Origin of the sequence: Thioalkalivibrio sp. ALE25 (assembly GCF_000377285.1) — a bacterium.
Lineage (GTDB): Bacteria > Pseudomonadota > Gammaproteobacteria > Ectothiorhodospirales > Ectothiorhodospiraceae > Thioalkalivibrio.
In genome coordinates, this window is sequence record NZ_KB897925.1 from 301,127 (window position 1) to 321,045 (window position 19,919).

Genomic DNA, 19,919 nt, shown 5'->3' on the forward strand with positions numbered 1-19,919 from the left:
GCACGGAGCACGGTACACGCTCGCGCTCGCGCTCGAGTCGGACGCAGCGTGGATCCGAATTTCCCGGGCCGCCTGGGCTATGATTCCCGGGGCATCGATCGAGCGGGGTTCGGATATGGCGGGTTGGCGGGGGGTAACGGCACGCGGCCTGGCCGTGCTCGGGCTGCTGGGTTTCGGGGTCTTGTTAGGCGGCTGCGCGACGGTGGAATCTCGGGTGGTCGTGGCGCAGGCGGAACGGCCTGATGTCCCCACGACGAGTCCGCTGCGTGAGGGGATTGGGTACGTGGGGGTGCGCAACGAGGTGTCGCGCTCGCGGTTAACGCCGGGGTTCCTCCAGGGGCGCGTCGAGTCCTACTTGCGCCAGGCTGGCGTGTTCGACCCGTCCGATGACAGCCCTTATTTCCTGCAGATGGACGTTTTGGAGCATGACGAGCCCTGGGTTGGTCGCGACATGACCGTGACCCAGCGTGTGCGCTACACGTTGAGCGAGCGCGAGACCGGCGAGGTCGTGTATTCGCAGGAACAGGAGAACGCGCATACCGCCCAGGCCGGCGAGGCCTGGCAGGCCAGCGACCGCATCCGGATTGCCCGCGAGGGTGCGCTGCAGGCCAGTGTGGACGAACTCATCGAGCGACTCCTGCAGCAGGCCTGGGCGCAGCCGGTACCCGAGCCGGAGGGCGAGGTCGTCGCGGAGACCCGGGCGGAGCCTGCCGAAGAAGTGGCCGAGTCGCGACTGCCGGCGCCGCCAGTCCGGGAGCGGGTGCGCGAACCGGCGCCGGTTGCGCCCGTCGAGTCGGCGGCGGCCCCGAGGCCGGCCCCCGAGGTTGTCGAGCCCGCACCGGCCCCGGCGAGCCCGCCCGCAGCGTCCCCGATGGATTCCACGGATGATCCCCTACTGGACGGCATGTGGCGGTTCGCCAATCCGCTCCATGGCTACGAGCTGCGCTTCGACATGAAATTCATGACCGCGCAAACGGCCCCGGAGGGCGGGACCGGGGTCTGGGCCACCAACTCGGGTGCCGACGGCCGTGTCTGGTATGTGCGCAGCCACGTCCAGTACAACGTTGCGGGTGACGGGATCCGCGAAATGGCGACCGGTCTGCGGGACTGGTGGCGCGAGGGGGACACGGTGAAGGTCGGCGTGATCGCCCGCAACCAGGTCGAATGGGAGATTTCCCAGGGTGACCTCAGCCGCATCCATGTCGGGTTGCAGAGTCCGCGGCCTGCGGTTTATACGCTGGAGGCGGTGGACGGCCTCGCCTATCCGCCACACCGGACGCTGCGCGCCTTCGAGGCGGATCGCTACCGCCTGGTGCAGTCCATGCGCTGATGCGACGCCCGGTTTACCCGGCCGCGCAGTTGTCTGGTTTTCTGGCGCGCAGGCGCCCCCGCCGACGGCGGGGGTAATGGTGGACTCCGGGGTTACCCGGCTTTCGGGTCACGCCGGCGCATCACGATGCCGAGTGCCAGCAAACCGATGGCCATCAGGGCGATGGCTTCAGGTTCCGGGACCGGGGTGGGATCCCCGCGCAGGAACTGGATGGAGTTGACGACCAGTTGCGCTCCCGCGCCGGTATCGGCATAGGCGTCGAACAGCGGCCCCAGGAGCAGGCTCTGGCCATTGTTGCCGAGGACCGCTGCGGATCCGCCGGCCAGGCTGCCGAGACCGGTTGCGCCCGCGCCGGCCGTCCAGCCGCTGGACCAGACGCCCCAGCCCGGATTCTGCAGGCCGATCAGGTCCGGGAGATCCAGGAAGATCGGATGGCCGTCGATTTCGAGGGTCGCGTCGTTTGTGCCGGTGCGGTTGTCGGCACCCATGAAATCGGAGAAGCCGGAGCCGGTGTTCCAGGTGGTGCCCAGCACCAGCCCGTCGCCTGCCAGATAGCCGGAAAGACTGGTCTGGACGTCGGAGAACCTAAAACCACCCTGCTCGCCGAAGATCACCATGTCGTACTGGTTGTTGGTGATCAGGCTGTTGAAGGTGGCGGTATTGTTCGTAAACGTGGTTGTGCCACTCAATCCCAGGCTGTCGAGCGCACTGGGTACCACGCTCGTGCCCGCCGTTGCGTCCTCGAAGTGCAGGATCGCGAAGGCGTGGGCGGCAGAGATATTCATTGCCAGGACAAGACCACCCAGAACGGTGGTAAGCGACTTCTTGTTCATCTTTCTTCCTTGTCGACAGGTGACCCGAGGCCGAGGGTCTCGCGTCATGTTCCTTTATGCGGTTCGGGGCGGGTGCCCCGGAGCAAAAATCGTAGCCCGGCGGTCTGCAAGCAATTCAGGGGCCATATCAACAAGGTATTGATTTATTGATCGTAAAAGTTTGGGCTTGGGCGGTGCTGGTTGGAATGTGTAAAAAATACTGACGCCGCAGCCGCGTGCCAGGGGCAGTGGGTGTCGAGTGGCCCCTTGTCGCGCCTCAGCGGAGCGAAGGGGTTACCCGACGCCGACCCTTGCGCGCTGCATGGCGAGCACGAGGTGACTCAATCCGGGGTGGGGTGAATGCCCTGCAACCCGGGTCTCGCACCTGCGGATCAGGTCAGTGCAGGGTAGTCCGTGTAGCCTTGTGCGTCGCCGCCGTAGAAGGTGGCTTCGTCCCACTCGTTGAGCGGGGCGCCCCGGCGGAAGCGTTCGGGCAGGTCCGGGTTGGCGATGAACGGGCGGCCGAAGGTGACCAGGTCGCAGCGCCCGGCTGCGATGCGCTGGCAGGCCTCGTCGGCGGTATAGGCGCCGTTGCCGATGTAGGTGCGGCTGAAGCGCGAGCGGATCGCGTCGATGATGGATTCCGGGCGGCCCGTCTCGTGGTTGCCCTGGAAGGAGTCCTCCACCACCTCGATGTAGGCGATGCCGGTGGCGTCCAGGGCCTGGGCGAAGGCGCTATATGTCGCGAGTGGGTCGTCGTCGTGCATGCCGTTGAAGCTGCCGGTGGGGCTTACGCGGATGCCGACCCGCTCCGGGCCCCAGACCTCGATCACGGCTTGGACCACCTCCAGTGGGAGACGGATGCGGTTTTCCACCGGGCCGCCGTAGGCATCGCTGCGGTGGTTGCTGCCGCTACGGAGGAACTGGTCCAGCAGGTAGCCGTTGGCCGCGTGGATCTGCACGCCGTCGAAGCCGGCGGCCTTCGCGTTCTGTGCGCCCTGGCGGTACTGCTCCACGATCCCGGGCAGTTCGTCCAGCTCCAGCGCGCGCGGCTCCTGCACCTCGACCATGCCGGAGTCGGCACTGATGAAGGTATAGGCGCCCTCGGGCCGGATCGCGGAGGGGGCGACCGGCAGCACGCCATCGGGCTGCAGCTCCGGGCGCGAGATACGGCCGACATGCCACAGCTGCGCCTGGATGCGCCCGCCGGCGTTGTGCACGCCCGTGGTCACCTTGTGCCAGCCCTCCACCTGTTCCGCCGAGTGGATGCCGGGGGTGAAGGCGTAGCCCTTGCCCTGTGGCGAGACCTGGGTGGCCTCGCTGATGATCAAGCCGGCACCGGCGCGCTGGGCGTAGTACTCGGCGTTGAGGTCGGTGGGTACGTCTCCGGGCTGGGCCGCGCGCGAGCGCGTGAGCGGCGACATCAGCACCCGGTTCGGCAGTTCCAGCGGGCCCAGGGTATAGGGGCGAAAGAGCGCGTCATCCTGCTCGGTCATGGATCGTTCCTTGGTTGTCTTGGGAAACGCTGATTAATGTACATGCTCGCGTTGGCACCCCAGGTTTTCCGAGGCAAGGCGCGGTGCGCAGCCGGTAGTCGTTCTACCGGCAAGGGCCGCAACGCAGGATCGGGGAACCTGGGGTACCGACCCCGAAGGGGCTCGGCCGCTTTTGCCTGCGCACGGCGTTGCGGCTCCCTTGTGCAGAATGACTGCACGGCAGTCACCGCGCCTTGTTCGCACGCAAAAGCGACTCGAGCGCGAGCGTGCACATTAATCAGCGTTTCCCTTGGCGTCCGGGCTGTCGGACCGGATCTGCCCGCGCGCGTTCAGTGGGGTGGCGTTGGGGCCGGCGCGGATGGCGAGTTCGGCGGCTGACGGGCCTCGACCAGGGCGCGGGTGCGCTCGGCGATGTAGCGCGCGGGGTGGGCCAGGGCCTCGTCCAGGGTAATGCTCCCATCGCACAGGGCGCGGGCGTCGCTCAGGCCAAAGGCGGCCAGTTCGGCCGGGTCGCAGGCGATGGAGCCGGCCACCGCCACGACCGGCACCTGATGCTCGCGGGCGCGACGTACCACCTCGGCGACGACCTTGCCGTGCGAGGTCTGGCCGTCGAGCTGGCCCTCGCCGGTGATGACCAGGTCGGCCTCCCGCAGCGCGGCATCCAGTCCGATCAGCTCGGCCAGATAGCCGGCCCCCATGCGGGCGCGGCCGCCGAGAACGCAGTCCAGCGCGAAGCCGAGCCCGCCGGCGGCGCCCGCCCCCGGGGTGTCGACGGGCCGCTGCAACTGCCCCGCGGCCTCGATGGCGGCGGCCAGGCGCTCCATGTGGGCATCCATGGCCGGGATGTCTGCGGTCTTCAGGCCCTTTTGCGGTCCGAACACGGCCGCCGCGCCATGCGGCCCGGTCAGCGGGTTGTCGACGTCGTTCAGGACGGTGATGTCGACGCGGGCCAGGCGCGGGTCCAGTGTGTCGAAGTCCACCCGTTGTAGATCCGCGAGGCCCGCGGGGTGGGGCGGCAGGCGCTGCCCTTGCGCATCGAGGAAACGCACGCCCAGCGCGGCCAGCATGCCCGCGCCGCCGTCCACCGTGCCGCTGCCGCCGAGACCGATCAGCAGGTGTTCGGCGCCCGCGTCCAGGGCGGCCAGCATCAACTCGCCGACCCCGAAGCTGTGGAGCTGCCAGGGGTCTTGGCGATCATCGGGGATCCGGTCCAGGCCGCAGGCGGAGGCGACATCGATCACCGCGCGCCGCTCGCGATGATCGCAGCCCCAGCCGGCACTCAGGTGGGTGCCGGTGGGGCTGGTCACGTCGGACAGGTGCCAGGCCCAGCCGAGGGTATGGCTGACCAGACGGGCCGTGCCCTCGCCACCGTCGGCCATGGGCAGGGCGCGTATCCGGGCATCCGGGCGGGTCGCGTGCACGCCCCGGGCCATGGCGGCCGCCACGTCCTCGGCTTCGAGGCTTCCCTTGTAGCTGTCCGGGCACACCACCACCCGGAAATGACCAGGGGGACGCTGACTAATCGGCACGTTCGCGCTCGAGTCGACTCTGCGCGCTGACAAGGCGCGGTGAGTGAAGTGTAGCCGAGCTACATGAGCGAGCTGCAACGCCGTCAGCGCGCAGAATCGGCCGAGCCCCTTCGGGGTTGGTGCCCCCTGTTCCCCGATCCTGCGTTGCGCCGCTTGCGGGTAGGACCATTAACTGCTGCACGACGCGCCTTGTCTCGGGAAACAGGGGGCACCAACGCGAGCGTGCCGATTGGTCAGCGTCCCCCTAGACAAAGATCAGCCCCAGGATGTAGATGGTGATCATTGCGCTGATGCCCTGCAGCAGCGTGGCGGTGGTGAACGCCTTGTACGCGGTGGACACCTTCATGCGGCTGAACTGGGTGACCACCCAGAAGAAGCTGTCATTCGCGTGCGAGACGGTCATCGCGCCGGCACCCACGGCCATCACCGCCAGGACCATGCCCATGGTGGAATCCAGGCCCAGCGAGGCCAACATCGGCGCGATCATGCTGGACGCGGTGACCAGTGCCACGGTGGACGAGCCCTGTGCGGATTTCAGAGCAGCCGCTATCAGGAACGGCACCAGCAGGCCCAGGCCCAGGCCGCTCAGCAGGTCGCCCAGCTGATCGCCGATCGGGGTCTCGCGCAGCACGTTGCCGAAGGCGCCGCCCGCGCCGGTGATCAGGATGATCGGCGCGGCCAGCAGGATCGCGTCCACCGTCATCTGGTGGAAGCGGTCCTTGATGCCGGCCCCCTTGATCAGCAGCAGCGCGAAGATCACGCCGATCGCCAGCGCCACCACCGGGGTGCCAAGGAAGATCAGGGCCGCGGCGAGCATGCCGGGGTCGCTATCGCGGGTGGCCAGCGCGGCCACCGAGCCGATGGAGATCAGTACGATCGGCGCCAGGATGGGCATGAAGGCGCCCAGGGTCGTCGGGCGATGCTCCAGCTTGATCTCTTCCTTCTCGATCTCCTGGCCAGTCGCTTCGCTGATCGGGTCCGGTTCCAGCAGCTCGTCGTCGTTGGCCTTCGCGTAGCGGCTGGCCCACAGCCAGCCGACGGCGGCCGCCACCGCGGACACGAACAGGCCGACCAGGATCACCAGGCCCAGCGCATCGGCGATGCCGACATTGCTGGCGGCCGCGATCGGCCCGGGGGTGGGCGGCACGAAGTTGTGGGTGGCGAACAGGCCGGTGGCCAGCGCGACACTCATGGCGACCACCGAGATGCCGGCAGTCTTGGCCAGGGCGTTCTTCAGCGAGTTCAGGATCACGTAGCCCGAGTCGCAGAACACCGGGATGGACACGATGTAGCCGATGATCGATACCGTCAGGGTGGGGAAGCGGTCGGACAGCGTGCGGATGATTGCCTCCGCCATCACCACGGCCGCACCGGTGCGGTCGAGGATCACCCCGATGATCGTGCCCAGCGCGATCACGATGCCGATATAGCCCAGGGTGCTGCCGAAGCCGTCGTTGATGACGCTGATGGCCTCGCGCGGGGCGATGCCGCCGATGATCGCCATCACAAAGGCGGCGATCAGCAGGGCCAGGAACGGGTGCACGCGCAGTTTGGCCGTGGCGAACACCAGCGCGGCAACGACCACAATCAGTCCGATAATCAGCATGTCGCGTCCTTTCTGTTTTGGTTGTTCTGGGTGCCGCTCTGGAGTCTAGACGTCCCGTAGTGATCCCGCGCCCCGAGATCGCCCGTGATCTACAATGCGAAAACTTTTCACCGTCGAGGGTTCCATCATGCATCGTATGTTCCGCTTTTCCGGGGGGCTGGTTGTGGGGCTTGCTCTGGCCGTTGCGGCGCCGGCTGCGGCCAATCCGTACTCCGAATTGCAGGCACGCGAGATCAAGGCACTCTCCGCGCAGGAGACCGAGGATTTGCTGGAAGGGCGGGGTATGGGCATGGCGCTGCCGGCCGAACTGCATGGCTATCCGGGGCCGATGCATGTGCTGGAGGTGGCCGACTCGCTGGAGCTGACGCCCGAGCAGCGGCGCGAGACCGAGCGCCTGTTCGCGGCGATGCGGGAGCAGGCGCGTGATCTCGGCCGGCGCATCGTGGAGCGGGAGCGGGAGCTGGATGCGCGCTTCGCGGAAGGCGAGATCAGCAGCGCGACCATCGAGTCGCTGACCGTCGAGATCGGCGAGCTGCGTGGCCGCCTGCGCCACGTGCATCTGTCCTACCACCTGGAGATGGACGCGCTGCTCGACGCGGAGCAGAAGGCGCGCTATCGAGAGGCCCGTGGCTATCAGGGCGAGTCCGGTGGCTCGCCAGGGGCGCATTCCGGGGGCGGCCATCACGACCATCATGGTCATCATCCGGGGCGCGAAGGGCACCACCACTGAGGGCCTGCTCTGCCTGTCCAGGAACTAACAGCGGGTCGCGTGTTCGACTGGGGAGGTGAACGGAGCGCGCGATGGAAGCCCTGAATCTGGATCTGCAGCAGCCGGTGGTGGTGGAGACGGCCGCCATGTCGTGGAGCGGCAGCCGCGCCGAAGGCGTGGTGCGCAAGCCGCTGGAACGCGAGCTGGCGGAAGCGGGCCGTGCGACCAGCATTGTCCAGTTCCAGCCGGGTGCCCGCTTCCCGCCGCACACCCATGCACTGGGCGAAGAGATCCTGGTTCTGGACGGCGTGTTCTCCGACGAGGCCGGGGACTATCCCGCCGGGACCTACCTGCGCAACCCGCCCGGTTCCCGCCACGCGCCGCATTCGGACCCCGGCTGCACATTGTTCGTGAAGCTTGAGCAGTTCGCCCCGGAGGACCGCGACAAGGTGGTGGTGGATACCCGTTCGGCGCCCTTCCAGCCGGGCATCGGCGGGCTGCGGGTCCTGCATCTGCACAGCTTCGGGACCGAGCACACCGCCCTGGTGCACTGGCCGACCGGCGAACATTTCCAGCCCCATCGGCACTGGGGCGGGGAGGAGATCTTGGTGCTGTCCGGTGAATTCATCGACGAGCACGGGCGTTACCCCGCCGGCACGTGGATTCGCAGCCCGCACCTGAGCCAGCACAATCCCTGGGTGGAACAGGAGACCCTGATCTACGTGAAGACGGGGCATCTTTGACCCTGGGGCCCCGAGGACCCCGGACGCGCCCGTCTATGCTTCCAGTCAGAGGGCGGCGCCCGGTCGAGCCAACCCCGGCACCGCAGGAGCAGGCCGATGACGCAGCCCCACACCCGCCCGCACCCGACACGCGACCCGGCGTCCGATCCCCACCGCGCCCGCATCCGTGAGGCCTACACGGCCGACGAGGCGGCCGTACTGCGGGAGTTGCGCGGCGGCATCCGGATGGATGCCGAGGCCCGCGCCCGCATCGCGGCGGAGGCCGCGCGCATCGTCGAGCGGGTACGCGCCGAGACCACGCCGTCGATGATGGAGAGCTTCCTGGCCGAGTACGGCCTGTCCACCGAGGAGGGGGTCGGCCTGATGTGCCTGGCGGAGGCGCTGCTGCGGGTGCCGGATGCCGAGACCATCGACGAACTGATCCAGGACAAGATCGAGCCCTCCGACTGGGCAGCCCACCTCGGGCACTCGTCGTCCCCGCTGGTGAATACCTCGACCTGGGCGCTGATGCTGACCGGCAAGGTGCTGAACGACGATCCGCAGCGCCCGGCCGCCGCCCTGCGCGGCCTGATCCGGCGTGTCGGCGAGCCGCTGGTGCGCACGGCCGTCGCGCAGTCGATGAAGCTGCTCGGTCGCCAGTTCGTGCTTGGCGAGACCATCGCCCAGGGCATGCGCAATGCCCGCGAGAGGGAACGCGAGGGCTACACCTATTCCTACGACATGCTGGGCGAGGCCGCGCGCACCGATGCCGATGCCCGCCGCTATCACCAGGCCTATGCCACGGCGATCGCCGAGATCGCGAACCAGGCGCAAGGCGACGTGCGCTCCAGCCCCGGCATCTCGGTCAAGCTCTCCGCGCTGCACCCGCGCTACGAGTACACCCAGCGCGCGACGGTCATGGCGGAGCTGGTGCCGCGGGCGCAGGAGCTGGCGCGTCAGGCCGCGCGCGCCGGCATCGGGTTCAATATCGACGCCGAGGAGCAGGACCGTCTGGACCTGTCGCTGGACGTGATCGAGGCCCTGCTGGCGGACCCGGAGCTGAAGGGCTGGGACGGCTTTGGCGTGGTCGTACAGGCCTACGGCCGCCGCGCGGCCCCGGTGATCGAGGCGCTGTATGCGCTGGCGCAGCGGCTGGACCGGCGCATCATGGTGCGTCTGGTCAAGGGCGCCTACTGGGATACCGAGATCAAGCAGGCCCAGGAGCTGGGCGTGGAACGCTTCCCGGTCTTCACCCGCAAGGTCAACACGGATGTCAGCTACATCGCCTGTGCGCAGATGCTGCTGGACCGGCGCGACCGCATCTACCCGCAGTTTGCTACCCACAATGCGCACACCTGCGCGGCGGTGCTGGCGATGGCCGGCGACGCCCGTGACGGCTTCGAATTCCAGCGCCTGCACGGCATGGGGGAATCGGTGCACGCGATCGTCAAGGCGACGGCCGGCACCCGCTGCCGCATCTACGCGCCGGTGGGGGCGCACCGCGACCTGCTGGCCTATCTGGTGCGGCGCCTGCTGGAGAATGGCGCCAACAGCTCGTTCGTCAACCAGGTGGTGGACAGCAGCATCCCGCCCGCGGAGATCGCGCGCGATCCCATCGCCGACCTGGACGCGCTGGGCGACGCCGTGGCCAACCCGGCCATCCGTGACCCGGTCGATCTCTACCGGCCACAGCGACAGAACTCGCGCGGGTACCGCGTCAACGAGCCGGCCTCCATCCTGCCGCTGCTGGCCGCGCGCGAGGCGTTCGCGCAGACGCAGTGGCAGGCCGCACCCATGCTGGTGGAAGGTCACGCGGCGCAGGGCGCGCCGCGCGTTGCGGTCTCCCCCTCCGATCCCGGTGCCGTGGTCGGCGAGGTCCGCGAGGCCACGGCGGCGGAGGTCGAACAGGCGCTGGGGACGGCCCTGTCCGGGTTTGTCGACTGGTCAGCGCACCCGGTGACGGCGCGCGCCGATCTGCTGCGGGCGATCGCGGACCGCTACGAGGAACATGCCCCGGAACTGATCGCACTGGCCAACCGCGAGGCCGGGAAGACCGTCTGGGACGGCATTGCCGAGGTGCGCGAGGCGGCCGATTTCCTGCGCTACTACGCGGGCGAGGCCGAACGCCTGGGGCAGGAGGCGGAGCTGGAGCCACGCGGCGTGTTCGTCTGCATCAGTCCCTGGAATTTCCCCCTGGCGATCTTCACCGGGCAGGTCGCCGCGGCCCTGGCCATGGGCAATACCGTGGTCGCCAAGCCGGCTGAGCAGACCCCGCTGATCGCCGCCCGCGCGGTCGAGCTGATGCGTGCGGCCGGTCTCCCGCAGTCGGCCCTGCAGCTGTTGCCGGGCGATGGCCCGACGGTGGGCGGGCCGCTGACCGCCGACCCGCGCATTGCCGGGGTCTGCTTTACCGGTTCCACCGAGGTCGCGCAGCGGATTCACCGCAGCCTGGCGGACAACGCCGGGCCGGATGCGGTCCTGATCGCGGAGACCGGCGGGTTGAACGCGATGATCGTGGACAGCTCGGCGCTGACCGAGCAGGCGGTGCGCGACATCCTGGCCTCCGCCTTCCAGTCCGCCGGGCAGCGCTGCTCGGCGCTGCGCATGCTCTACGTGCAGGACGAGGCCCACGACCGCCTGCTGGAGATGCTGCAGGGTGCGATGGACGCGCTGAGCATCGGCGATCCCTGGCAGCTGGCGACCGACGTCTCGCCGGTGATCGATGCCGAGGCGCAGGCGGATATCCGCGACTACCTGCGGACACAGGAGGAGCAGGGGCGGCTGCTGAAGTCCCTCCCGGTACCGGAGCACGGCCGCTTTGTCGCACCGTCCATCGTCCGGTTGTCCGGGATCGGCGAGCTGGAGCGCGAAGTGTTCGGGCCGGTGCTGCACGTGGCGCGCTTTCGGGCCCGCGAGCTGGATGCGGTGGTGGATGCCATCAACGCCCGCGGCTATGGTCTGACCTTCGGTCTACATACCCGCATCGACGACCGCGTGCAGCAGGTGGTGGAACGCCTGCGCGTGGGCAACCAGTACGTCAATCGCAACCAGATCGGCGCCATCGTCGGCTCGCAGCCGTTCGGCGGAGAGGGGCTCTCCGGCACCGGGCCGAAGGCGGGCGGGCCGCTGTACCTGACGCGCTTTGCCCGTCGCACGTCCATTGCCGCGGAGCGGCCGGACCCGCCGGAGGCGGGCGCGCAGGCGGAATGGGTGGCCCCGCAGCGCCTGCAGCAGGCCCTGGATGCCCTGGACGGGAGCGATTGGGCCAAGCGCACCGACCGCATGCACCTGCTGCGCGAGGCGCTGCCCGAGCGCACGGGTCTGCTACGCAAGGCCCTGGCGGAGACCGCGGCCTTCGACACCAGTCCGCAGACGCTGCCGGGTCCGACCGGCGAGAGCAATCGTCTGCGCCTGTATCCGCGCGGTCCGGTGCTGTGCCTGGGGCAGGGTGCGGAGATCGCGCTGGCGCAGGCGGTGCAGGCGCTGGGGGCGGGCTGCCCGGTGATCATGCTGGCGCCGGGGGCCGAGCGCGCGGCGCGCGCGCTGCACGGGAAGGGCGTGCCGCTGGTCGGGATCGACGGCGCGCTGGAACCGGACGCACTGGCCGCGCTGGAGGGGCTGGTCGCGGTGGCCGCAGCCGGCGTGAGCGACTGGACCCGAGCGCTGCGTCAGGCGCTGGCACAGCGGGACGGGCCGATCGTTGCGCTGGAAACCGCCCTGATCGCGCCCGAACGCTTTGTGGTGGAGCGCCACCTGTGCATCGATACGACGGCCGCCGGCGGCAACGCCAGCCTGCTGGCGGCGGCCGACTGAGCAGAACGTGAGGATCACGCCGCACTGACGACGCGAGGCCGCCGGGCGGCACGGCGTCCTCTACACTTGATCGAGACGCGACCGAGTACCACAACAACAAGGGCCATCGGCCTGATACGAGGAGACGCTCCATGGAGATCAACATGCCGATGCCCACCCTGGTGACCTTTGCCGCCTATCTGGCGGCGATGCTGATCCTCGGGATCGCGGCCTACCGCACGACCACCACGCTGTCGGACTATGTGCTCGGCGGGCGCCGCCTGGGACCGGGGGTGGCCGCGCTGAGTGCCGGGGCCTCGGACATGAGTGGGTGGCTGCTGCTGGGGCTCCCCGGTGCGATCTACGTGTCCGGCCTGTCCGAGTTGTGGATCGGGGTCGGGCTGGTGGTCGGGGCGCTGCTGAACTGGCTGTTCGTGGCCGGGCGTCTGCGCCGCTTCACCGCGCTGGCGAAGGACTCCCTGACCATCCCGGACTTCCTCGAGAACCGCTTCGAGGACCGCACGCGTATCCTGCGCGTGGTCTCCGCGATCGTGATCCTGGTGTTCTTCACCCTGTATATCTCGGCCGGGCTGGTCGGGGGCGGTCTGCTGTTCCAGAGCTCGTTCGGCATGGATTACGAGACCGCCGTGTGGGTCGGCGCCATCGTGATCATCAGCTATACCTTCCTCGGCGGCTTCCTCGCGGTCAGCTGGACCGACTTCCTGCAGGGCATCCTGATGTTCCTGACGCTCCTGGTGGTGCCGATGTTCGCGGTGGTGCTGGTCGGTGGCTGGGGCAGTGTGCAGAGCGAGGTCGCCGCCGTGGATCCGACGCATGTGCAGGTGCTGCAGGGCATGACCTTCCTCGGCATGATCTCGCTGCTGGCCTGGGGGCTGGGCTATTTCGGCCAGCCGCATATCCTGGCGCGCTTTATGGCGCTGCGCTCCGAGCGCGACGTGCCGCGCGCCACGCTGATCGGCATGACCTGGATGGTCCTGGCCCTGATCGGCGCGGTGGCCACGGGCTACATGGGGATCGCCTACTTTGCCGACGCGCCGCTGGCAGACGGCGAGACCGTGCTGATCGAGCTGATCCGCGCGCTGTTCAACCCGTGGGTGGCGGGCATCCTGATGGCGGCGATCCTCGCCGCGATCATGAGCACCATCGACTCGCAGCTGATCGTCTCCGCCAGTGCGATCACCAACGATTTCTACCGCGGCATCCTGCGCACCGAGGCGGGGGCGACCGAGCTGGTGTGGATCAGCCGTGCCGCCGTACTGGGCGTGTCGCTGGTGGCCCTGCTGCTGGCAATGGCGCCGGAGGCCGGGGTGCTGGACCTGGTGGCCTACGCCTGGGGTGGCTTTGGCGCGGCCTTTGGCCCGGTGATCATCCTCGCGCTGTACTGGTCGCGGATGACGCGCAACGGGGCGCTGGCCGGCATGGTGGTCGGCGCGGTTACCGTGATCCTCTGGAACCAGGCCGAGGGCGGGCTGTTCGACGTCTACGAGTTGCTGCCCGGCTTTATCTTCGCGACCGTGGCCATCGTCGTGGTGAGCCTGCTGACCGGCAAGCCTTCCGCCTCGGTGCAGGAGCAGTTCCGGCACTCGCGCCAGCAGCCGCTGGAGTAGTCACGTCGCCGAGGGCAGCCGGCAGATGCTGGCGGCGTGTGCCCAGTCGCGGGCGAGGGCCCGTTTTGCGGCGGGGCTGTAGCGCTTGATGCGCAGCTCCATGCGCAGCGCCTCGCCACGAGAGGCAAAAGGCCGCGCGGCGAGCAGCTGCCTGGGCCGGTGCATCCGGGTGAAACGGGCACCGCGGCCGCTGCCATGGGCCGCCATGCGGGCGGCCAGGCGCGGTGTCACCCCGGTGTAGATGCGCCCACCCGCGCATTCCAGCAGGTAGACGAACCAGGCCCCGGCGTGCTGGCCGGTCTCCTCGGGTGTGGGAGCGGGCGCGGGCGCGCAAGCCACGGGCACGGATTCGGTCAGCGCCGCTTCTTGCGGCGCTTGCGGCCTACCTTGATGCGCTGCAGGGCGTGCTGCAGTTCGGATCTGGCCTCTCGGGGTATCGAGGCCGATCCGCGCAGTTGCAGCCCCTGCTGGCGGCGCACGGCGGTCAGGCGACCGTGCTGGATGCCGTAGCGGCGAACCACGTCCCGTACCGTGTGCTGGAACGACTTTGGCGGGTCGCCACGGCGGACCCGCGGCTGTCCGTCCTCGATCTCGATGCTGAAGATGATGCTGACCTGCCAGATCAGCACGGCACCGGCTGCCAGTAGCAGCGCGATCATCAGTAGCAGGGCCAGCAGCATGCAGGTGTCTCCTTCCTTTGCCCAAGCGGGCCGCGCGGTACGCGGTTTGCGGTCCTCGCGGCCGTCTGCCGCGTGCCCATAGTGTCGGTCCCGGGCCACCGGAACACCACCCCCGCCAGGGCAGCATGCCGGCAACCCGGTTCCGGCGGACCGGATCGTGCTTGCCGATCAATGCAACCCGGACGCGGGGCCGGATGGCGCACGCGGCGCGCCATGGGGCGCCCTGGCCGATCAGCGGCAGGGCCTGGCATGGTCCCTGCTTTTCCACCGGTCCGAGCCGGGACTCGCGTTCCGGAAGTGCACACTGTCCGCTACTAGCGCCGGACGGATGAAACCCGAGGAGCCGAGCCATGCTTGACGGAATCGGAGCCAGCGCCGCATTCAATCGCCCCCAATACGGGAACACACCCGGTGGTCAGGGTAATGGGCAGTCCCCTGCCCATGCCGCTGCACAGTCGACGCAGGAGGCGCGCACTGCCAGCGGGCAGGAGACCCGGGCCAACCCCGCAGACGCCCCGCATGCCCAGGGCCCGGCACAGGCGCCCGCCCTGTCCGCACCGGCCATCCAGGTGCTGGCCACGTCGAGTACAACGTCGATCACAACGGATAGCGCCCCCATGGGCGCGATGGCCCCGGCGGCGGGCCTGGCCAGCTTTGCCGGTTCGGCTGTTGCGCCGGGCGTGCAGCCGGCGTCGGTTGACGCGGCTGCCGGGTTTGGCGAGACGCTGCAACCCGACGGCACACTGGATGCTACCGATCCGGCCAATCGGGGTTCGCAGGTGGATACCGAGATCTGACCCGGACGCCCGGGTCGGCCCCGGTTCCGCTGACCTGCGCGGCGTAATCGAGAGCATCCTGTGGCGCAACTCTCGCGGGTACCGGCCCCGGTAGTCAGGGCAGCGGGATGAACTCGTGCTCGTCGCCCGGGACCTTCGGGAAGCGGCCGTCCTGCCAGTCCTGCTTGGCCTGTTCGATGCGCTCGCGGCGGCTGGAGACGAAATTCCATTCGATGTGGCGCTCGCCTACGGGGGCGCCGCCTACCAGGGCGATGGTCGAGGCCGTGGTGGTGTTATCCCGTCGCGCGCATGCCGCCGCCACCGCCACCGCCGCCGCCCGGCGGGGGTGTCCAGACGTTGCGAAAGGCCTGGTGTGTCTTCTTTGGGAGATCGCGGGAGAAACGCAGCTGCACGCCGGCGTCGGTGCGCACGGCGGTGATCCGGCCGCGCTGCAGCCGGAACTGGCGCGCGACCTCCTCGCAGCCGCGCAGGAAAGCGGTCGGCGGTTTGCCGCGCCGCACGCGGGCCGCACCATCGCGCAGTTCCACCGCAAACACCTGCCGTGCATGCCAGAGCATCAGCGCCAGGCCAAGGCCCAGCAGGGCGAACATAATGAGCAGGGTGAGCAGCATCACGAGTAATGGCGTCGGACGAAAGGTGAACGGGGGTTCAGTGTAGCGCACGCCATTCATGCCCCTGCCGCGTGTCGTTTCAAATGGGCGCGGGCGGGCGCTGCCCTCAGCGTTTCAGCATCTCGTCCAGCGGGCGTCGCGGCGTGGGGTGGGGCGTGCCGTCCGGGCGGCCGAGCGCGAACAGCAGTTGTGGCTGGCCCCCGCCCAGCAGTTCGGCCAGTTTGGGGCGCCATTCTGTCTGCTGGATCGGCTGATTCAGATAACGGGCGCAGAGCCCGTGCCGCGTGGCCTCAAGCAGTACGCGCTGCAGGGCCTGCCCGGCCGTCAGCCACTGCATCGGGCCCTCGATCCCGGTGCCCAGTGCCAGCAGTACCGGTGCGGCCCGGGCCGCGCGGGCCTCGTCCCGGGCCATTACTCGGGCGGATACCAGGTGGCGCACGCTCCAGCGGGTCAGACCACCGCTCAGGCGCCCGACTGGCAGCCCGTCGCCATGGGAGGGCGCGCGCATCCAGTGCGCCAGCTCGCGGCGCCAGGCGGGGTTCTTCCACTGCGCCGCCGTCGCCGCCCGGACCCGCTCGGCGACTTCCCCGCGGCATTCCGGGTCCGTGATCGGACGCAGCCAGGCCCCTTCCTGGCGGGCGGCCTGTACGAGGGTGGCGATGATGTCCGCGGAGGGTTGGTCCGGCCGAAAACGGCCGCGCCAGGAATGGCGCGCGCCGATCCACTCCCGCAGGGGTGCCAGCTCCTGCCGGTCCGGCCCGCTGTGGTGCCCGGTCAGCAGGCGCACGAACGGGCCGCTGCCCGCCTGTTCCGGGCGTACGTTCAGGCCTTGGCCGTCCGCGGCGGCGGCCATGCGCAGGTTCAGCACCGCGCAGCCACAGCTGATGATGCGCTCGCGCCCGGTCGGGTCGTTCACGGGCAGCGAGCGCGCCGGATCGGTCCAGACCTCGACCCCTGCGCGATCCACGCGGAACCGCCAGGGCTGGGTGTTGTGCGAAGAGGGCGCCTGCCCGGCCAGGCGCAGCCACTCGCGGATGACGGGGTCGATCTCCATGTCGCCAACATACCGCCGCCCAGCGCAGCTGGCGACTGTTGCCGGTGCAGCCGCAAGCAGATCACGACGCTGTGCCTGTCCCGCCCGGGCTGCCGGCGGTGATAGGTCGTAATTCAGGGGTTACAGCGATCAGCCGATTAGCCGTCGGTACAAGGCGAAGTCGGCATCGAGGTCGGGGTCTGTTTCATCCAGTGGCGGTGCGCATTGCCGACCCGCAGGTCAGCAAGGTTGAGTCCTTCATGATCGATCTCCGGGCGACACCGGTGCCGAGTCCCCTGCGGGTCTCGATTTGGGGGTGTCCAGAGGGTTCAGCCACCAGATGGTGAACAGCAGCAGGGCGGTGGAGATGGGGTACATCGCGAGGCTCATGCCGGTGGACGGTATGACGATGGCGGCCGGGAGGCCCGCTACCAGCCCGGCCTTGATGGTCAGCGGCACCTTGCGCAATGGCCGGTTCATCAGGCAGGCGCCTGCGTAGAGGGCGATCCAGCCCCACAGCCCGGCGATTGCGGCAAACAGGCTTCTGGCTTCAAAGATGATCCGGGCGCGGGTGAAGTCTTCTTCGTGGATTCCCCGGTCCCGCGCCAGGTGCGAGGCATCGTCGAAGACCGAGCCGAGTCCCCACGCCGTAGAGAAATAGCCGCTGCCCAGCCAGAACAACCAGGCCAGGAACCAGAAGAAAATGACGCTGGATACGGCCAGTAACACGAGCATGGCGGCCTTCAGGCCCAGTTTCAGGATTCTCATGGCTTACCTCTGGATGCGCTCAGGGCGTTACGAATGGGCGCCCGGAATACGAACAGGGCGCGGACCGCGTACGGCATCAGCAGCGGGAGGCCGAACACCAGCATCCGTTCGAGCTGTGGAGGTGTCCCGTCGGGCATGCCCCATACGGCCAGGAAGAACACCGGGAAAGGGGCAAGCAGGGCCAGAGCCGCGTAGAACACCCGTGTACCCAGGCGTGCACGGGCACGGGCTCCGAGGATGATCAGGGCGAATAGGGCCGCGTAAACGAAAAGAAAAAGCAGAATCCACGTAAACAAGGCCAGTGTGAACATGGATCGTTACTCCCTGCCTTGTGGCGTGACCGAGGCATCCGGAAGCGCGGTGTGCATCTGGATCCAGGGTGCCCCGAGACGCCCTGGGTACTCTTCCAGGAGCAGCCGGTCACCCTCGCGTACCTCTCGGTAGAGCGCACCTCCGACCGTTACCCCGTATCCCCGTTGGGGGCCGTCCCATCCATCCACGCGCAGGTAACGGCGAGTGCCTCCCCGGCTGCTCCTCATGGTGGTCTTTTCCTGCACCTCCACCACGTATTGGGCGGGTGCCGCCTGGTCGAACGCCATGTTCACTTCGCGCAGCAGGCCGTAGCTGGTCATCAGGGCACCCAGATAACCCGCCAGGGCCAGTTCGAGCAGGACCAGATGCGTTCGTGACGTGCGGCCGACCAGTACGATGCTCAGCACCATCAACGAGCCGACCACGACGGCCGCGAGGGTGAGCGCAAGCGGCAGCAGGCCCGCCAGGCTGGCAGGTGCAGGCAGGGGCGAAAACATGATGGGGGCCAGCAGCGCCGTCCCGCCCATCAGCAGGGCCGTACTGGCACCCGCGAACAGCGCCGCCTTCCATGCAAATGGCTCCCTGCGGCCGCGTACCGCGGCGGGAACCTCCGCCTCCAGTGCCTCGGCGATCTCGCGCAAGCCCGGGACGAATGCCCGGGCGAGCACGATCGGTCTTGGTTTCTTGCGCCGCCTCGGCGATTTGACCTCCACCCAGATCCGTTCGCGCCGAACCCGGAGCTGGCGGAACCGAACATCCTGCTCTTCGCATTGTTCGAGGAGGCGCAGCATTCGTGCCTGTGTCGTGGCGCAACCCGTGAGGGCGCGGCAGAGGCTTTGCTGGTCCGTGACCAGGTAAAAGGCCCGGTCGAACGCTCGGTTTCCGGTGCGGCAGGCCACGGAGAGGCCAATGGCCGTAAAAGGGTAGTCCCACCAGCGTCGAGCCTTGACGCGAAGCTCGATATCGGGGGCCTGGTCGAAGCCGATGCGTTGTAAAGGCGCGCGACGGCTTCCGGTTTTCTGCTCGCTGTAAAGGGCGTCCTCGGGCGGGTTGCCCATTGGTGTTCCGGTGTACGGGTTGTTGAATGTCAGGGCCTGCAATTTCCAGCGGTCCTCCATCCTGTGTCGGTAGCCAATGACCGCCATTCCGATCATCGTGACCAATCCAGCCAGCATCCACATCCGCACGTCCCTTGTGGCAGTGTGTGAGCGCGAACCCGTCGGGCCCTACTCGGTGTCGCTCCGGGGTGAGCTGCCCGGATTCCATTCCGCCTGCATCGCGAACAGATCGACCAGTGCCCGGGCATTCGGATCGTCACAGCCGTGTTGGTCGATGCGCCGCTTCACCTGGGCCTGGATGTCTTCCTGGCCGCGAAGCAGGGTCGCCGCGATCTGCTCTTGGGTGGCTTCGGGGTGCTGGTCCTCCAGCGCCATGACGGAGCGCAGGTAGACCATCTGCTGATTAGCCAGAAACGCGATCATCTGATCCTCTTCGACTTCCGTGCAGCGCATGGCGGCCGTACCGGCGGCGACGAATTGACTCAGGATGGTCAGGATCTCGGGTGGTTCATCGGCCTCAGCCGGGGCCATCAGCCCCAGCAAGAGCAACCATCCGAGCGTTGCGGCCCCGATGGTCGAAGCGCAAAGGCGGTGCGATCGCGTACACGAGGCAAGGCCCGGGCGGGCCGAATTGCGGCGGGTCTTCTTCATCGTTTCCCTCCCTGGAAACATTGCCAACACCCTTGATCGGGTGTGCCCCTAATCTAGGGAAATGCGGATTAATGTGCACGCACGCGCTCGAGTCGCTTTTGCGTGCGAACAAGGCGCGGTGAGGTTGTGTGCGTCAAGTTGTGCAGAAGTGAGTCAGCCATGTTCGGTTGGTCGGTATGGCTCAGGCGGCCTCGGCCTGCCTCAGCAGGATTTTCTTGTGCTCTTTGAGCAGATCCATGTTCAGGTAGCGGTTGTCCTCCAGCCAGCCTTCGTGGATTTCGACGGCCAGGGCCCGTACCAGGCGTAGACAGCTGTGGGTGTTGGGGAAGATCCGGACCACCCGGGTCCGGCGGCGGATCTCCTCGTTCAGCCGCTCGAGCATGTT

General features: G+C 68.4%; 19 protein-coding genes and 1 pseudogene. 6 read left to right on the forward strand and 14 right to left on the reverse strand.

Annotated features, from left to right (window positions below; all coding sequences use genetic code 11):
- The first annotated feature begins 115 nt into the window (after positions 1–115).
- Positions 116–1,330 carry a hypothetical protein gene (locus C996_RS0101570; RefSeq protein WP_231367122.1) on the forward strand — a complete coding sequence of 405 codons (1,215 nt, stop codon included), beginning with the start codon at positions 116–118 and terminating at the stop codon, positions 1,328–1,330.
- 92 nt (positions 1,331–1,422) lie between these two features.
- On the opposite strand, the gene C996_RS0101575 is transcribed toward C996_RS0101570, so the two are convergent.
- The 4 genes from C996_RS0101575 to C996_RS0101590 form a co-directional block, all read right to left on the reverse strand.
- Entirely contained in the window at positions 1,423–2,163 is a 741-nt protein-coding gene (locus C996_RS0101575; RefSeq protein ID WP_018865723.1) for a PEP-CTERM sorting domain-containing protein, read from the reverse strand.
- A gap of 371 nt (positions 2,164–2,534) precedes the next feature.
- Positions 2,535–3,638 (reverse strand): alkene reductase, encoded by a 1,104-nt coding sequence (locus C996_RS0101580; RefSeq protein ID WP_018865724.1) that lies wholly within the window; start codon positions 3,636–3,638, stop codon positions 2,535–2,537.
- Between the two features lie 329 nt (positions 3,639–3,967).
- Complete coding sequence (locus C996_RS0101585) at positions 3,968–5,131, reverse strand: glycerate kinase (protein WP_018865725.1); 1,164 nt, start codon at positions 5,129–5,131, stop codon at positions 3,968–3,970.
- A 280-nt stretch (positions 5,132–5,411) separates the two neighbouring features.
- Complete coding sequence (locus tag C996_RS0101590; protein WP_018865726.1) at positions 5,412–6,773, reverse strand: GntP family permease; 1,362 nt, start codon at positions 6,771–6,773, stop codon at positions 5,412–5,414.
- A gap of 94 nt (positions 6,774–6,867) precedes the next feature.
- Here C996_RS0101590 and C996_RS0101595 point away from each other — a divergent pair, with 94 nt between their 5' ends.
- The 4 genes from C996_RS0101595 (at position 6,868) to putP (ending at position 13,624) form a co-directional block, all read left to right on the forward strand.
- On the forward strand, positions 6,868–7,503 hold the full coding sequence (locus tag C996_RS0101595; protein WP_018865727.1) for a Spy/CpxP family protein refolding chaperone: 636 nt from the start codon (positions 6,868–6,870) through the stop codon (positions 7,501–7,503).
- Between the two features lie 71 nt (positions 7,504–7,574).
- Positions 7,575–8,225, forward strand: coding sequence for a cupin domain-containing protein (locus C996_RS0101600; RefSeq protein WP_018865728.1), 651 nt, complete (start codon positions 7,575–7,577; stop codon positions 8,223–8,225).
- Between the two features lie 96 nt (positions 8,226–8,321).
- Positions 8,322–12,017, forward strand: coding sequence for a bifunctional proline dehydrogenase/L-glutamate gamma-semialdehyde dehydrogenase PutA (gene putA, locus C996_RS0101605; RefSeq protein WP_018865729.1), 3,696 nt, complete (start codon positions 8,322–8,324; stop codon positions 12,015–12,017).
- A 131-nt stretch (positions 12,018–12,148) separates the two neighbouring features.
- The gene (putP, locus tag C996_RS0101610) at positions 12,149–13,624 is read left to right on the forward strand and encodes a sodium/proline symporter PutP (protein ID WP_018865730.1); all 1,476 of its coding nucleotides are present in this window, start codon (positions 12,149–12,151) and stop codon (positions 13,622–13,624) included.
- Here putP and C996_RS0101615 read toward each other — a convergent pair whose 3' ends face one another.
- Together C996_RS0101615 and C996_RS0101620 are read right to left on the reverse strand one after the other, a co-directional pair.
- Entirely contained in the window at positions 13,625–13,963 is a 339-nt protein-coding gene (locus tag C996_RS0101615) for a GIY-YIG nuclease family protein (RefSeq protein ID WP_018865731.1), read from the reverse strand.
- Between the two features lie 14 nt (positions 13,964–13,977).
- Positions 13,978–14,304: a DUF3634 family protein gene (locus C996_RS0101620; RefSeq protein ID WP_018865732.1), complete on the reverse strand. Its 327-nt coding sequence runs from the start codon at positions 14,302–14,304 to the stop codon at positions 13,978–13,980.
- 350 nt (positions 14,305–14,654) lie between these two features.
- On the opposite strand from C996_RS0101620, the gene C996_RS14695 reads away from it, so the two are divergent.
- Entirely contained in the window at positions 14,655–15,101 is a 447-nt protein-coding gene (locus C996_RS14695; protein WP_231366539.1) for a hypothetical protein, read from the forward strand.
- A gap of 94 nt (positions 15,102–15,195) precedes the next feature.
- On the opposite strand, the pseudogene C996_RS0101630 reads toward C996_RS14695, so the two are convergent.
- From C996_RS0101630 to C996_RS0101665, 8 genes and pseudogenes are all read right to left on the reverse strand, one after another.
- Positions 15,196–15,369: pseudogene (locus tag C996_RS0101630) on the reverse strand (pirin-like C-terminal cupin domain-containing protein); the annotation flags it as partial.
- A 4-nt stretch (positions 15,370–15,373) separates the two neighbouring features.
- Positions 15,374–15,712, reverse strand: coding sequence for a DUF3634 family protein (locus C996_RS0101635; RefSeq protein WP_038032830.1), 339 nt, complete (start codon positions 15,710–15,712; stop codon positions 15,374–15,376).
- A gap of 106 nt (positions 15,713–15,818) precedes the next feature.
- A complete protein-coding gene (locus C996_RS0101640) occupies positions 15,819–16,766 on the reverse strand; it encodes a nitroreductase family protein (RefSeq protein WP_018865736.1) in 948 nt (315 codons plus the stop codon).
- 237 nt (positions 16,767–17,003) lie between these two features.
- Positions 17,004–17,513, reverse strand: a complete 510-nt coding sequence (locus C996_RS0101645; protein WP_018865737.1) for a hypothetical protein — start codon at positions 17,511–17,513, stop codon at positions 17,004–17,006.
- Entirely contained in the window at positions 17,510–17,824 is a 315-nt protein-coding gene (locus tag C996_RS0101650) for a hypothetical protein (protein ID WP_018865738.1), read from the reverse strand. Before C996_RS0101650 ends, C996_RS0101645 begins: the two co-directional genes overlap by 4 nt.
- A 6-nt stretch (positions 17,825–17,830) precedes the next feature.
- Entirely contained in the window at positions 17,831–19,006 is a 1,176-nt protein-coding gene (locus C996_RS0101655; protein ID WP_018865739.1) for a hypothetical protein, read from the reverse strand.
- A gap of 45 nt (positions 19,007–19,051) precedes the next feature.
- Positions 19,052–19,534: a hypothetical protein gene (locus tag C996_RS13690; protein WP_038035519.1), complete on the reverse strand. Its 483-nt coding sequence runs from the start codon at positions 19,532–19,534 to the stop codon at positions 19,052–19,054.
- Positions 19,535–19,715: 181 nt separating this feature from the next.
- On the reverse strand, positions 19,716–19,919 hold a 204-nt coding region (locus C996_RS0101665; protein WP_026279159.1), incomplete at its 5' end, for a transposase.